This window comes from Burkholderiales bacterium, from assembly GCA_036262035.1.
Lineage (GTDB): Bacteria > Pseudomonadota > Gammaproteobacteria > Burkholderiales > SG8-41 > JAQGMV01.
The window spans coordinates 333454-347866 of the sequence record DATAJS010000013.1 but is presented as its reverse complement, the minus strand read 5'-3'; the positions used below and the strand labels follow the sequence as shown (position 1 = coordinate 347866).

At 66.6% G+C, this 14413-nt stretch carries 16 protein-coding genes; 6 read left to right on the top strand and 10 right to left on the bottom strand.

The annotated features are described in order from the left end of the window. Window positions 1–92: 92 nt before the first annotated feature. The 3 genes from VHP37_17060 to VHP37_17050 all read left to right on the top strand — a co-directional run bounded on the left by VHP37_17060 (window position 93) and on the right by VHP37_17050 (window position 1700). The gene (locus tag VHP37_17060) at window positions 93–329 is read left to right on the top strand and encodes a hypothetical protein (protein ID HEX2828066.1); all 237 of its coding nucleotides are present in this window, start codon (window positions 93–95) and stop codon (window positions 327–329) included. 295 nt (window positions 330–624) lie between these two features. Next, window positions 625–1386, top strand: a complete 762-nt coding sequence (locus VHP37_17055; protein ID HEX2828065.1) for a dienelactone hydrolase family protein — start codon at window positions 625–627, stop codon at window positions 1384–1386. A gap of 11 nt (window positions 1387–1397) precedes the next feature. Then, window positions 1398–1700 carry a DUF6295 family protein gene (locus tag VHP37_17050; protein ID HEX2828064.1) on the top strand — a complete coding sequence of 101 codons (303 nt, stop codon included), beginning with the start codon at window positions 1398–1400 and terminating at the stop codon, window positions 1698–1700. 36 nt (window positions 1701–1736) lie between these two features. Here the strand turns inward: VHP37_17050 and VHP37_17045 are convergent, their stop codons facing one another. Next, complete coding sequence (locus tag VHP37_17045) at window positions 1737–2627, bottom strand: TauD/TfdA family dioxygenase (protein ID HEX2828063.1); 891 nt, start codon at window positions 2625–2627, stop codon at window positions 1737–1739. Between the two features lie 42 nt (window positions 2628–2669). Next, complete coding sequence (locus VHP37_17040) at window positions 2670–4289, bottom strand: hypothetical protein (GenBank protein HEX2828062.1); 1620 nt, start codon at window positions 4287–4289, stop codon at window positions 2670–2672. A gap of 129 nt (window positions 4290–4418) precedes the next feature. Between VHP37_17040 and VHP37_17035 the strand changes: the two genes are divergently transcribed. Then, a complete protein-coding gene (locus tag VHP37_17035) occupies window positions 4419–5372 on the top strand; it encodes a LysR family transcriptional regulator (GenBank protein HEX2828061.1) in 954 nt (317 codons plus the stop codon). Here the strand turns inward: VHP37_17035 and VHP37_17030 are convergent. From VHP37_17030 to VHP37_17005, 6 genes are read right to left on the bottom strand one after another with little or no spacing between them, the layout of a single operon-like run. Then, the gene (locus VHP37_17030) at window positions 5351–6085 is read right to left on the bottom strand and encodes an ABC transporter ATP-binding protein (protein HEX2828060.1); all 735 of its coding nucleotides are present in this window, start codon (window positions 6083–6085) and stop codon (window positions 5351–5353) included. The genes VHP37_17035 and VHP37_17030 overlap by 22 nt on opposite strands. Then, window positions 6075–6779 (bottom strand): ABC transporter ATP-binding protein, encoded by a 705-nt coding sequence (locus tag VHP37_17025; GenBank protein HEX2828059.1) that lies wholly within the window; start codon window positions 6777–6779, stop codon window positions 6075–6077. The genes VHP37_17030 and VHP37_17025 overlap by 11 nt, the downstream gene beginning before the upstream one ends. After that, the gene (locus VHP37_17020; GenBank protein HEX2828058.1) at window positions 6758–7690 is read right to left on the bottom strand and encodes a branched-chain amino acid ABC transporter permease; all 933 of its coding nucleotides are present in this window, start codon (window positions 7688–7690) and stop codon (window positions 6758–6760) included. Before VHP37_17020 ends, VHP37_17025 begins: the two co-directional genes overlap by 22 nt. Continuing rightward, a complete protein-coding gene (locus tag VHP37_17015; protein HEX2828057.1) occupies window positions 7687–8562 on the bottom strand; it encodes a branched-chain amino acid ABC transporter permease in 876 nt (291 codons plus the stop codon). The genes VHP37_17020 and VHP37_17015 overlap by 4 nt, the downstream gene beginning before the upstream one ends. Before the next feature lie 27 nt (window positions 8563–8589). After that, window positions 8590–9843 carry an amino acid ABC transporter substrate-binding protein gene (locus VHP37_17010; protein ID HEX2828056.1) on the bottom strand — a complete coding sequence of 418 codons (1254 nt, stop codon included), beginning with the start codon at window positions 9841–9843 and terminating at the stop codon, window positions 8590–8592. A gap of 43 nt (window positions 9844–9886) precedes the next feature. After that, complete coding sequence (locus VHP37_17005) at window positions 9887–11062, bottom strand: mandelate racemase/muconate lactonizing enzyme family protein (GenBank protein HEX2828055.1); 1176 nt, start codon at window positions 11060–11062, stop codon at window positions 9887–9889. A gap of 77 nt (window positions 11063–11139) precedes the next feature. On the opposite strand from VHP37_17005, the gene VHP37_17000 reads away from it, so the two are divergent. Further along, entirely contained in the window at window positions 11140–11847 is a 708-nt protein-coding gene (locus VHP37_17000; GenBank protein HEX2828054.1) for an HAD family hydrolase, read from the top strand. Between the two features lie 95 nt (window positions 11848–11942). Further along, complete coding sequence (locus VHP37_16995) at window positions 11943–12308, top strand: Spx/MgsR family RNA polymerase-binding regulatory protein (protein ID HEX2828053.1); 366 nt, start codon at window positions 11943–11945, stop codon at window positions 12306–12308. Between the two features lie 100 nt (window positions 12309–12408). On the opposite strand, the gene VHP37_16990 is transcribed toward VHP37_16995, so the two are convergent. Together VHP37_16990 and VHP37_16985 are read right to left on the bottom strand one after the other, a co-directional pair. Continuing rightward, window positions 12409–13371, bottom strand: coding sequence for a peptidyl-alpha-hydroxyglycine alpha-amidating lyase family protein (locus VHP37_16990; GenBank protein HEX2828052.1), 963 nt, complete (start codon window positions 13369–13371; stop codon window positions 12409–12411). Between the two features lie 10 nt (window positions 13372–13381). Next, window positions 13382–14353, bottom strand: a complete 972-nt coding sequence (locus tag VHP37_16985) for a tripartite tricarboxylate transporter substrate binding protein (protein ID HEX2828051.1) — start codon at window positions 14351–14353, stop codon at window positions 13382–13384. Between the last annotated feature and the right edge of the window lie 60 nt (window positions 14354–14413).

Below are 14413 nucleotides of genomic sequence, written 5' to 3'. Positions count from 1 at the left end.
CGATGATGGGGGATCGATACGGTCCTGCCGTCGGTCACTTTCTCGAGACGGGCTTTGACGACCCAGTCGGCCGACCAGTCGAAGGCCTGGATGTGACTGAACTGCTGCGCCCAGGCGCTCCTGGGATTCCAGACCTGGAGCGCGAATCGCTTGTGGTCGTAGGTGAAGACGATCCCCTCGGCGCCGTCGGGAAAACAGGCGATCGATGCAGGGCGATCCGCACCGACCTCGAGCTTCGCGGCGCCGTCGACCGTGCGGCGGTCGATCACGATCCCGTCGGCCGCGGTCGCTTCGACGAGGAGACCGGCTTCACCCTCGGGCAGCGGTGACCACAGCCCCGGAGCGCCCGGCACACGCTGACGGGGCTTCACCACATGGTTGCCCCACACGTACGAGACCGGGCCGCGCTTGCCCCTGACGAACTCGGTCCGGCTCTCGATGTGCTCCCGGTGCTTCGCACGCGAATCGACGCCGTCGTTCATGCGATCCCTCCCTGGCTCGCAGCGTGGCGTCCATGATCCGTCACGGAGCGCGGCGCTGCAACTCAACTCTCGTGTTGCGCCCGATATGCAATTGTCGAATACTGGCGGGCCCACCGAGAAACACACCGAAGGAGAGAGAGCGATGTCATTCTACCGAGGCATGACCTGCGAGAACGTGACCATCAAAGGCGACAAAGGAACGCCGATAACGGCTTATACGGCCAAGCCATCGGGTAAGGGCCCATTTCCAGGCGTCGTGCTCATCCACCATCTCCCGGGCTGGAGCGAGCTCTACATCGAGACCACTCGCCGTTTCGCGCATCACGGCTACATGGCGATCTGCGCCAACCTTTACGAGCGCGAGGGCGGCGGCAGCGACGGCAATCCTGACGACGTGGCCGCCAAGGTGCGTGCCGAGGGCGGCATAGCCGACTCGCAGATGGTCGGCGATACCGAAGGCGCGGTGAAGTGGATGCGCGCGCAGCCCGAGCTCAACGGCAAGGTCGGTCTCATCGGCTCCTGCTCGGGCGGCCGCCACGCTTTCATCTACGCCTGCCAGAAGAAGGACGTCGATGCCTGCGTCGAGCTGTGGGGCGGGCGCGTGGTGATGGGCAAGGAGGAGCTCAATGCCAAGACGCCGGTGGCGCCGATCGACATGACGGAGGGTCTGTCCTGTCCTTTGCTCGGTCTCTTCGGCAACGACGACCGCGCGCCGAGCCCGGAGCAGGTGAACCAGCACGAAGCCGAGCTGAAAAAGCACGGCAAGAACTACGAGTTCCACCGCTACGACGGCGCCGGCCACGGTTTCTTCTACTGGCATCGGCCGCTCTATCGGGTCGAGCAGTGCATGGACGGCTGGAACAAGATCTGGGCGTTCTTCGGCAAACATCTGGCCGCGAAATAGGAGGGCCATCCATGTGCACGTCTATCATCGAGATCGTGCCCGCGGAGGGCATGGCGAAGCTCGGCGACGAATGGTTCGCGCTGAAAGAGTCGGTGGTGGCCTATGACCACGCGCGCCACGCGCACCTGGGCGACGTCATCACGCTCGACTTCTTCAACACCGACATCGGCGCCGGAGCGCGCGCGGCGGTCGAGCTGACGCTGGAGTCGGCCAAGGCGCTGCGCGCCGCGCTCGACCGCGCGATCGCAGCGGCCGACTTCGAGGAAGCGGAAGTGCGCGGTAAAGGGGCGCTCAGCCTCGTCAAAGCGGCGTAAGGAGTCGACGACAGCGGCGCGGCGTGGGCTTCGCGCTCACGCCGCCTGCTCGAGCGTCGATCCCGTATCCAGGGTCGTCGCGCGGCGCAGGTCGCGCGGCTGCATCTCGGCGTGCGGCCGGCCGCGATGCATGGTGCAGCGATTGTCCCAGATGACCACGTCGCCGACCTGCCAGCGATGGCTGTAGACGAACTGCTCCCGCGTCGCGTGCGCCGTCAGGTCCCACAACAACAGGCGTCCTTCGGCCACCGGCCAGCCGACGATGTGCGACGCATGCGCCGATAAGTAGAGCGTCTTGCGCTTCGAGCCCGGATGCAGCCGCACCAGGCGCTGCGGCGACGGCGGATATTTCTCGCGCTCGCCCGGCGCGAATTCGGTGAAGCCGATCTGGCCGCGCGACCAGAAGATGTCGTGCTCCGCGACGAGGCCGTCGATCTCCGCCTTCATCGTCTCCGGCAGCGCATCGTAGGCGGCGCGCATGTCGGCGAACTCGGTCTCGCCGCCGCCGAGCGCGGTCGCCGGCGGCACGACCTTCGCATGCAGCATCCCCAGCACGACCGGCACCGGCATGTACGAGGCATCGGTGTGCCACAGGCGATTGCCGAGGCTGTCGAGCCGGCGCTTGTCTTCGCGCGCCCGGACGCGGCTGTCCTCGTCGAGGTTCGAGATGTCGCCGATCTGCGGGATCGCCAGACGGCGTTTGCCGCCTTGCAGCGCCCCGCGGCCGATCTCCAGCGGCCCGAACTCGGCAGCGAAATCGCGCAACTGCGTATCGGTCAGGCGCTGATCGTGAAACACCAGCACCGCGTAGCGGTCGATCGCGTCCCACAGCGTGCGCACGCTCTCGCCGTCCATCGGTCGGCTCAGATCGATGCCGCCGACTTCGGCGGCGAATGATGCGCTCAATGGTCGTAACTCGATGGCCATGGTCGGTTCCTCCGGGTGCTCAGACCCGGTGTACACCGGCCTTCAACGAGCTGCAAGCCTTTGCCTGGATTCGCGGATCTCCGCGCGATCGCCGTCCGCGGCTCGCGTGAGCTGCGCGAGCTTCGCGAAGTATCCGGCGGCTTTGGCACGTTCTCCGCTCGCTTCGGCGGCTCGCGCGGCGCCGTAATAACCGCGCAGGCGATTGGGGGCGTTCAGCATCGACGCCTCGTATTCCCGAAGCGCCCACGACGGCCGGCCGTACTGCAGCAGCAGGTCGGCGAAGAGCTCGCGCATCGGATAGAGCCGGTTCTCCATCGCCACGTGCTTCGCGCTCGCGTCTTCGAGATCGGCCGCGTCGCACATGGACCTGATGGCGTCGGCCTTGTTGCCCTGCGCGTGCGCGAGCCACGCCTGCGCGGCGAGGATCTGGATCTCCACCTGCCCCGCCCAGTACCCCTGGTTGGTTTTCTGCAGGTCGGCGCGGAGCTCCTTCAACCTGTCGACGTCGGCTTGCGCCGCGGCGGCGTCGCCGCTGCGCGCCGCGCCCAGCGCGCGCGCGAAATGCGTCACCGCTTCGGCCGCCTCGACGCCGGTGCCGAGCGGCGCGAGGCGCGCGGCGCCCTGCCAGTCCTGCCGTTCAAGCACGTAACGCGCGGGCACCGCCGCGCGGCCCGTCGCCCCGCCTACACGGGGGCCGATGACCTTGCCGATTCCCGCAGCCTCGTCGATCAGCGCTCTGGCTTTCGCGTCCTGTCCGAGCTGGAGGTACGCGTAGGCCATGAAGTCGTACGAGTGCGGCACCCCTGCGAGCGTTCCGTCGAGGCCGTTCTTCGCCGCGTAGTCCTTCGCGACCGCCACCGACCTCAGGTTCGACGCGATGGAAGCGTCCCACATGCCGAGCATCGAATAGATGTGCGACGGCATGTGCTGTGCGTGCGGCGCGGCGGGCGCGAGCTTCGCGTACTTGTTCGCGGCGGCCACGCCGTGCTTCGCGAGCGGCGCGAAGTCGTAGCTGTGGATGAGGTAGTGCGTGACGCCGGGGTGATCGGAAAACCTGCGGCCGATCGGCTCGAGGATGGCGATGGCCTGCACCAGCGGCGCGTGGCTGCGGTGATCGAAGATCTCGTTCAGCGCGAGGGCGTGGAAGATCTTCGCCTCGACGTCGTTCGGATACTTCTTCGCGAGGCGCTCCATCGCTTTCTCGTAGTTGCGCGTGCGCGTGTCCTGGTCGACGGTTTCGTAGTCCGCGTAGAACGCCTTGATCGCCGCCAGCCAGTCGCGCTCGCGCCCGGTCTTCGCGCCGATCGCTTCGCCTTTGCGGACCGCGTCGAGACCGCGCTTCAACGTCGCCGCGTCGAACGGCCCGACCAGCGGATTGGGCCGCGCGCTCACCGCGAGACCCCAGTAGGCGATGGCGCACGTCGGGTCGGCCTCGATCACCTGGTCGAACGCCTTCAACGTCTCGGGAAAGAAGAACGAATGCAGCATCGCGAGCGCGCGCTCGAACTTGCGCTGCGCTTCGCGGGTGCACGAGGTATTGAAGTGAACGCGCCCCAGCCGCTCCTCACCGGGTCTGGCGGCGAGGTGCTCGTCGTGAGCGTAGCCGTTGGCGAAGGCGGAGGACATCAGCAGGGCGGCGAGTCGAAGCGCTGTTCGATTCATGACGTGCCTCCGCGTAATGGCTCGCCGGCGCGATCGCCTGCGACGTGCGGCCATCCTTGCGCGGCGCCCTTGTTCGTGTCCAATGCATTCTTCGGTCCCTTTCTCATGCAGTTTCTGCATAATGGCCGCGTGAATCTGCGCCAGTTGCGAACCTTCGTGCTCGTCGCCGAAGCGGGCGGTTTCGCCCGCGCGGTGTCGCGCCTGCACCTGTCGCAGCCTGCGGCTTCGCGCCAGATCGAAGCGCTGCAGGACGATCTCGGCGTGAAGCTCTTCGAGCGCGTGGGCCGGCGTATCCGCCTGACGTCGGACGGCGAAGACCTGCTGCGGCGCAGCCGGACGGTGCTCGCCGACGCGGAGGCGCTCGAACAGCGGGCGCGCGCGCTCAAAGGCGGACGCGCGGGAATCCTTCGTGTGGGCGCGACGCCGCAGGCGATCGAAAACATGCTCGCCGACTTCCTGAAGCATTACCGGCGCGGCCATCCGGACGTCGACGTGCGCCTGGTCGAGGAGGGCGGCGCGCGCCTGCAGGCACGGCTGGCGCAGGGCGACGTGCATCTCGCGATCATGGGCACGGGCGATGCGCGGTTCGCCGAGCGCGTGCTCTATCCGATGCACGTCTTCGCGGTGGTACCGAAAGGCCACAGGCTGAGCCGCAAGGTCGCGCTGGACGTGACCGAGCTCGCGGACAGCCGCCTGATGGTCGGGACCGGTTTTGCGTCGCGCGTCTGGTTCGAGGCCGCATGCCAGCTCGCGCACGTGAAGCCGCAGATCGTGCTCGAGAGCGCGGCCCCGCACACGATGATCGCGCTGGTCAGGGCGGGCTACGGGATCGCGGTGCTGCCTTCACCGGCCTCCATCCCGGCCGACGCGGTGCGCGCCATACCCGTGGTCCATCGCGGCGCGTCGATCGGGCGCTGGTCGGTCATCGCGTGGGACCCGCAGCGCTACCTGCCGCGATACGCCGAAGACTTCGTCGACGAGCTCGCGGCGCGCTGCGCGAAGACCTACCCGGGTCGCGCGCTGACGCGGCGTCTGCCGCGCGCGGCTCGGGTGTTGCCCCCTCACACGCCCGCGCCGAGGTAGTAGTTCTTCACCAGCTCGTTCTGTTCGAGCGCAGCGACGTCGCCCTCGAACACGATCTCGCCGTGCACGATGATATAGCCGCGGTCGGCGATGCGGATCGCCTGGTGGAAGTTCTGCTCGGCCATCAGCACGGTGAGCCCGGTGCGCTCCTTGAGCTCCCTGATCTTGGAGATGGTGTTCGACACGAGCAGCGGCGAGAGGCCCACCGAAGGCTCGTCGATGAGGAGCAGCCTGGGCGCCGACATGAGCGCGCGGCCGATGGCGAGCATCTGCTGCTGGCCGCCCGACAGCGAGCCGGCGAGCTGCCGGTGCCTTTCGCGCAGGACCGGGAAGACTTCGAACGCGAAGTCGAGGTTCCTGTGCATGTCCGTGCGCGCCTGCGGGCGAAACGCGCCGAGGAGCAGGTTCTCCTCGACCGTGAGCTTCGGAAACAGGCGCCGGCCTTCCGGGACCATGGCGACGCCCAGGTTCACGATCTCCTCGGTGGCGAGCCTGGTGAGATCGTGCGCCTGCCCGTCGAGCGTGAGCGACACCGAGCCTCGCGTCGGCCGCACGATCCCCATCACGCATTTCATGAGCGTGCTCTTGCCGTTGCCGTTGGTGCCGAGCAGCGCGATGGTCTCCCCCGCGGCAACCGCGAGCGAGACGCCGTGGAGTGCGCGCACCGCGCCATAGCCCGCGTCGACGCCGGAGATCGTCAGCTCAAGCGCCAAGATAGGCTTTCTGCACGTCGCCGTTGGCGACGATCTCTCCGGGCGTGCCTTCGCAGATGATCCGCCCGGCGTCGAGGCACACGACGCGCTGCGAGAAGCGCATCACCGCCTGCATGATGTGCTCGATCATGATCACCGTGATGCCCGCGGCGTTGAGATCGAACAGGATCTTCAGGACCTCGTCCACCTCGTTGCCGGAAAGGCCCGCCATCGCTTCGTCGGAGATCAGCAGGCGCGGCCGCGCCGCCATGGCGCGCGCGAGCTCGAGCTTGCGCAGCTCCACCTGCGAGAGCTGGCTCGACGGTGTGTGCGCCTTGTCACTGAGCCCGATGCGCTCGAGGATGTCCATCACCTCCCGCTCGTTGCCGTGCGCGACGTATTGCAGCGGCACCAGCAGGTTTTCGAGCACCGACATGCTGGCGAACGGCCGCGGCACCTGGAACGTGCGCGCCACGCCGCGCCGCGTGCGCAGGTAGGCGGGCAGGCGCGAGATCTCCTCGCCGTCGAACACGATCGAGCCCGACTCGTTGCGCAGCGTCCCGGAGATGCAGTTGATGAGCGTGGTCTTGCCCGAGCCGTTCGGGCCGATCAGGCCGAAGCGCTCGCCGCGCGCGATGTCGAGGCTCACCCCGGCCAGCGCGGTGAACCCGCCGAAGCGCCTGGAGACGTCTTTTACCTGGAGGAACGCGTCCATTTCCTGAAGAGGCCGATGATGCCTTCCGGCGCCGCGACGACGAAGAGCACGAGCAGCACGCCGACGACCAGCACGTTGATCTCGTTCGAGATCGTGACCGTCACGATCTGCTGGAGCGAGGCGAGCAGCAGCGCGCCGATCACCGGCCCGAGCCAGTGCGTGGTGCCGCCGATCATCGGCGCGGCCAGCGCGCCGATGGCGTAATTCAGGTTGAAGCTCGACGCGGGCTCGATGAACGACAGGTACATCGGCATGGGCGCGCCCGCGGCGGCCATGAGCGCGCCCGAGACGACGCATGCGAAGAGCTTGAGCTTCAGCGTCGGCACGCCGCTCGCCTCGGCGGCCTCCTCGCTGTCGCGGATCGCGCGCAGGCCCCGGCCGAGCCAGGAGGTCTGGATGTGGCGTGCGATCGCGACCGCCGCGACCGCCATCAGCGCCATCACCGCGAACAGCATGCGCGTGTAGCTGCCGAACGGCGCCAGGGTCTCGGGCCGCAGCAGTTGCAGGCCGGTCGCGCCGCCGACGTAGCGCCAGTTGATCATCAGCGTTTCCATGATGAACACGACGGCGACGGTGGCGATGGCGAAGAAGATGCCGCGCAGCCTCAAGGTCAGCATGCCCACGCCGAAGCCGAGCAGCCCGCCGACGAGCGCGGCGCCGGCGATCTGCACCGCGAGCGGCGCGCCCGCGGCCTTGAACAGCACCACCGCCGTATAGGCGCCGATGCCGAAGAAGGCCGAGGTGCCGAAGTTCACGTACCCGGCGTAGCCGCCGAGGATGTTCCACGCCGTGGCGAGCACCACGAACTGGAGCACGACGAAGCCGGCGTAGAAGAAATACTCGTTGACACCGCTGAGCGCGGCGACCAGCGCGACGGCGAGAAGCACGGCAGTGCCGATCCAGAATCTCATCGGCCGAACAATCCCTGAGGCCGGATTCCCAGCACCACCAGCAGGAGGCCGAAAGCCACCGCCGGCGCCCACGACGCGCCGAACATCATGAGCACGATCGATTCCACGATGCCGAGGATCAGCCCGGCGGCGAGCGTGCCCGTCATGCTGCCGAGGCCGGCGAGCACGACGACGCAGAACGTGCGGCCGATGTAGAGGCGGTCCATCGCGGGCTCGACGGGACCGACGATGATCAGCATCGCGCCGGCGAGCGCCGACACGCCCGTCGCGATGCCGAACGCCCACTGCTTGATCCGCACCGGGTTGGCGCCCATCAGCCGCAGCGCCGGCTCGTCCTGCGCCACCGCCTTGATCGCGCGCCCGGTGAAAGTCTTCGAGAGGTACACCGTCAAGGTCGCGGTGAGGACGAGCGCGACCCCGAAGGCGACCAGCATGCGGTAGGGGAAGCGGTAGTCGCCCAGCTCGAAGCTCGATCCGATGTAGGGCGCCTGCACCGTGCGCTGATCGACGCCGAAGGCGAGGATCAGGCCGACCTCGACGATGAACGCGATGCCGAAGAAGAACGCGAGGCCTCTCACGCCGGCTTCGGTGCCGCGCTTCTCGAAGGACTCGTGGTACAGGCGGTAGATGAGGATGCCCAGCACGAAGAACGCCGGCATGAGCGTAACGCCCGCCACGATCGGGTCGAGCCCCCAGCCCGCGACGACCCACGTGCAGTACGAGCCGAAGACCATGATCGCCGGGTGCGCGACGTGCGGCACGTCGAGCAGCCCGAACGACACCGACAGCCCCATGCTGACCGCGGCGTAGAAGCTGCCGAGGAGGATGCCGAAGAGGACAGCCTCGAACAGCAGGTCGAAGGAGAACGTCACGGCCTGCTGTCCTTTTCCGAGGCGTCGTTATTTCGCGGAGCGGGCCTTTTCGAAAGGCGTGATCGCGTTACCGGTCTTGTAGGCGTCCGGATAGATCACGACCTGCTTGCCGGGCTGGCGGAACTGCTCGGTGTCCTTGTCGACCACGCCGCGGAACTGCGCCTGCACCACCCGCGGGTTGGCCCACTCCCCGTGCTTGTCGTAGCGGATCGGGCCGACCAGGGTCTTCATCTCGTTCTTGCGCAGGTACGCGGCGAGCTGCTTGTGGTCGAGGCTCCTGGTGCCGTTCACCGCCTGCTCGAGCATCTGCCCGATGGCGTAATTGAACGGCGGCAGGTAGAAGCCGAGCGGATCGACCCTGGCCTCGGCCGCGCGCTTGGCGTAGCGGGCGAGGAAATCCTCGATGCCCGGATACTTCATGCCCGGCACGTACGAGTTGTAGTTGATCACGCCGTTCATCAGGCTGCCGAGCGAGGTCATGATCGGCGTGAACTGGAGTCCCACCATGCCGCCGCCGAAGACCTGCACCTGCGAGCCCACCCCGATCTCGTTCACCGCACGGATGATCGCCACCGAATCGTTCGGGTACGACATGACGAACACCATCTCCGGCTTCGCCGCGCGTATGCCGCGGATGAGCGTCGAGAAATCGGTGGTGGTCGGCGGATAGTTCTGGTCGTAGACCGACTTGATGTTCGCCTTCTTCGCGAGCTCGCGCGCGCCGTTCGCGAGGTTCTGCGCGAACTCCTGGTCGGCGGCGAGGATCGCGATGGTCCTGGCGCCCGCGCCCTGTCCGGCCTTGATGAAGCCGTCGGACCAGCTCGCCGCGTCGTTCCAGGGCGAGTTGTTGAACCACATGTCGTGCTGCACCTTCGCGTTCACCTGGAACGAGAAGTTGCCCATCAGGAGCAAGCCACGCTCTTTCACCATCGGCATGACCGGCGCCGTCGGCACCGTGCCGTAGGGCGCGATCAGGAGGTCGACCTTGTCGACGTCGAGGAGCTTGGTGTAGATGCCGGGAACGTTCGCGGGATTGGTCTGGTCGTCGTACGCGATGAGCTCGACCTTGCGGTTGAGCAGGCCGCCGCGCTGGTTCACGTCGTCGACCCACAGGCGCAGCGCCACCAGCGCGGCCTGGCCGCCGGCGCCGAGCGAACCGGTCTGGGGCATGCTCATGCCGATCTTGACCGGGCCGGCTTGCGCGCGAGCGAACCGGGGCAGGGTCACGGCTGCGGCGAGCGCCGCGCCGGCTTTCAGAACCTTGCGACGGGATTGCCTCATGATGTCCTCCCCCGTGTCGGACTATCGGACCTGTCGAGCAATCTTAACTTTTCGGCGGGTGTGCCCGCACCGCGGCCTCGTTCACTTCCACACCCCAGCCCGGCTTCGTCGGCAGCACGAACTCGCCGTTGTCGATGACCGGCGGCGAGTCGACCAGCTCGTCGCGCCAGGGCACCGCGTCGACGTCGGTCTCCATGATACGCATGTTCGGCACGGCGGCACAGAAATGGGCCGAGATCACGCTGGAGAGATGGCCGTAGAAGTTGTGCGGCGCCACGTTCATCTCGTACACGTCGGCCATCGCCGCGATCTTGAGGGACTCCATGTAGCCGTTCCAGATGACGTCGACGATCGCGACGTCCATCGCGTACGCTTCGAAGAAGGGCTTGAAGTCGCGCCGCTCGCACAGCGTCTCGCACGAGGCGATCGGCGTCGAGGTGCTGCGGCGGATCAGCGCGAGCGACTGCGCGTCGTGCGTGTCCATCTCCAGCCAGGTCATGCCGACGGGTTCGACCGCCTTGGCGATGCGCAGATAGCCTTCGGTCTTGTAGTTGAAGTTCAGATCCATCATCACGCCCAGGCTGGATCCGCCGCCTTCGCGAAACGCATGGGCCGTTTTGAACGCGGCGTCGACGATGTCGTTGGTCCAGTTGAGCTCGGGATAGCCTTTGCTCGCGCCGAAACCCGGGCGATAGGCGGCCAGCGTTTTGCCGTCGTGGATCATCACGTTGGTCTTGCACGCGCGATAGCCGCGGCTCTTCACTTCCTCGGCGAGGCGCGAGAGATCGTCGTAGCTCGACACTCGCGGCACGCCGAGGAGCTCCGGATAGCGCGCGCGATAGCTGCCGCAGTGCGACCAGTAGACCGGGATGCGCTTGCGCACCGCGCCGCCGAAGAGATCGTAGACCGGCACGCCGAGCGCCTTGCCCTTGATGTCGAGCAGCGCGTTCTCGATCGCGGCCACGGCCTGGCGGTTGATGCCGCCGCGCGACTGCACGGTGTGCGTGCGAAGATGCGCGTTGATGAGCTCGATGTCGCGCGGATCCTTGCCGATCACGGTCGGCGACAGCGCCTCGATGACCGCGGAGAGACCGTGGCTGCCGAAGCTCTCGTTGTATTCCGACCAGCCGACGATCCCTTCGTCGGTCATGACCTTGAGAAACGAGAACGTGCGCCAGCCGGCGTCGCAGCGGAGCGTTTCGATGCGGGTGACTTTCATGGCCTCCTCCCTGAGCGGTTATGGTTTGCCCTTTACCTTATACTGCCCGGCGAGCAGCGACAAAAGGTTTGAGTTGGATGGGTGTTGCAAGGCGAACGATACGCGCGGTCACGCTCGACCTCGACGATACGCTGTGGCCGTGCGAGCCGACGCTGGTACGCGCCGAGCGCCTGGGTTTCGACTACCTCACCGCGCATGCGCCCCAGGTCGTCGCTCCGTGGTCCGTCGAGCGACTGCGGGAGCGGCGCATGGCGATCCACGCCGGTCGCCCCGATCTGAAGCACGATTTCGTCACCCTCCGCCGGCTTGCGCTTCAGGAGGTGTTTCGCGCCGCGGGTGCCGACGACGCGCAATCCGCTCCCATCATCGAAGGCGCGATCGAGGTGTACATGCGGGCGCGGCACGACGTCGAGCTCTATCCGGAGGTGCGGGCCTGCCTCGAGCGGCTGGCCTCGCGCTATCGCATCGCGTCGCTGTCCAACGGCAACGCGTGCCTCGTGACGATCGGGCTCGATCATCTCTTTCACACCATGATCGCGGCGCACACCCACGGTGCGTCCAAGCCCGACGCCGCGTTCTTTCATCTGGCGTGCCGCGAGCTCGGCTGTTCGCCGGAAGAAGTGGTGCACGTCGGAGACGATATCGAGCTCGACGTGCGGGGGGCGCGCGGCGCGGGGCTGCATGCGGTCTGGATGAACCGCGGAACTCATTCGTGGCCGGGCGAGGACGTGCCCGACACCGTCGCCGATCTCGAGGCGTTCGAGCGCTGGCTCGACCAGACGTGACCGTCATTCCCGCGACCCGACCGTCATTCCCGCGGAGGCGGGAATCCACCGAGCGTCATTCCCGCGGAGGCGGGAATCCATTTTGGACTTTTTCCATGACCATCAAAATCTACGAATACGCCGGCTGCAGCACCTGCAAGAAGGCGCTCAAGTATCTCGACGCGAAGAACAAGAAATACGAGAGCGTTCCGATCGTCGACCAGCCGCCGACGGCGAGCGAGCTGAAGAAGATGCTCGGCTACCTCGAGGCGAACGGCAAGACCTTCAAGAACCTGTTCAACAGCTCGGGCGAGCAGTATCGCGCGCTCAAGATCGGCGATCGCCTCAAGGCCGGCATGACCGAAGCCGAGGCGATCGAGCTGCTGTCGAAGAACGGCAAGCTGATCAAGCGGCCTTTCCTGCTCACGGACAAAGGCGGCACGACGGGGTTTCAGGAAGAAGCCTGGGACGCGCTGGTCTGAATACGTCATCGCGAGGAGCGCAAGCGACGAAGCGATCCCGTGGCGCACGGAACGGACGTTCCGAGATTGCTTCGTCGCGACTGCTCCTCTCAATGACCATTCACGCCATGCGCTCCAGCTTCTGCAGGCTGCGCAGGTACTCCGGCGCCGGCTTGCCGGGATTGATGTTGGCGTAGTTCGTATACGACACCTCGCCGACGTAGATGTCGCCGCGCGAGTCCATGCACACGCCGTGCGGCGCGAGGAACTTGCCGATCTCCTGACCGGGGCCGTGCTCGCCGCCCAGGCGCGCGATGCGCTTGCCGTACTTGTCGACGAACGTCAGGCGCGGTCCGAGGTTCGGGTGGTTGCGATTGACGTTCATGCCCGGACCGAGCTCGCCGATCAGGAACTCGGCGCGGGCGCCCTGATGGCGATACAGCCCGCACGGCCGGTGCAGGTTGTTCCACTGCATCTCGTACTTGCCGTTGCCGTCGAACACCTGCACGCGGTGGTTCTCACGGTCGGCCACGTACACCCAGCCTTCGTCGTCGGTGACGATGTTGTGGACGATGTTGAATTCGCCCGGATCGGTACCGGGCTCTCCCCACGAGAACAGGAGCTTGCCGTCCGGCGAGTACTTGTGGACGCGCGCGTTGCCGTAGCCGTCGGAGATGTACAGCTCTCCCTTCGGCGACAGCGCGGTGTGCGTGCAGCGATGGAACGGCTCGCCGCTCATGTACGGCGCCGGCTTGTCCGGGATGCCGATGGTGAACAGCACCTTGCCCTCGGTCGTGCACTTCCTCATGGTGTGATCGCCGTCGTCGGTGAGGTACAGGTTGTCCTCGCGATCGACGAGTATCCCGTGCGCGCGCTTGAAGAGACCCTCGCCCCACGAGCGCAGGAAACGGCCTTCGCGGTCGAACACGATCATCGGGTGCTCGCCGCGATTGAAGACGTAGACCCGGTCCTTGCTGTCCGTGCCGACGCCGCCGACGTCCTTGAAGCTCCAACCGGGCGGAAGTTGCGCCCAATTCTCGATCACGCGATAGCGATGCTCACCGCCGCCCAGGATGACCGACATGCCGCTCTCCTCATTGCGCCTTGATGCCGGCGCCGCGTATGACCTTGGTCCACTTCGAGATCTCGCTCACGACGTGCGCGGTCGCCTGTTCCGGCGTGTTGCCCACGGGGTCCGCGCCCTGATTGACGAGCTTCTCCTTCATATCCGGAGCGTTCAGCGCCTTGACGATCTCGCCATTGAAATAGTCGACGATCGCGCGCGGCGCCTTGGCGGGCGCCGCGAAGCCGTACCAGGTCGTGACCTCGAATCCCGGCACGCCGCTCTCGGCGACCGTCGGTACTTCCGGGGCCGCGCTCGCGCGTTTCGCGCCGGTCACCGCGATGCCGCGCAGCTTGCCCGAGCGCGCGTGCTGGATGACGCTCGGCAGGTTGCCGAAATAGAGCACGAACGTTCCGCTGAAGAATTCGATCATCGCCGGTCCAGCGCCCTTGTACGGGATATGCACCCATTTCACGCCGGTCATGTACTGGAACAGCTCCGCGGACAGATGCACGGTGGTCCCGATACCGGAGGAGCCGTAGTTGATGTCGCCGGGACGTTTCTTCGAAAGGGCGATCAGCTCCTTGACGCTTCTCGGCGGAAACGAAGGATGCAGCACCAGCAGATTCTGCGATTCCGCCGCGACCGTGATGAACTGGAAGTCCTTGATCGGATCGAAGTTGAGCTTGAGCATCGCCGGGTTGGTCGCATGTCCCGGCGCGACCTGCATGATCGTGTAACCGTCGGGTGCCATGCGCACGAACGCTTCCGACGCGATGGCGGTATTGGCGCCGGCTCGATTCTCGACCACGTACGAAACGCCGCTTTGCTCGGTGAGCTTCTGGGCGAGCAATCGGGCGATGATGTCGTTCGTGCCGCCGGGTGGGAACCCGACGATGAACCGAACCGGCCGGGACGGAAATCCCTGCGGCAGTTGCGCCACGGCTTGCGCGGCAGGGAAGAGCAATAGCGCTGCAACAACGACCCGCTTCAGTGCCTTCATGTCTCCTCCGACAGGGAAGGTGAAGATGGAGCGCCCGCCGTCGCGCGTCGCCGCGACCAG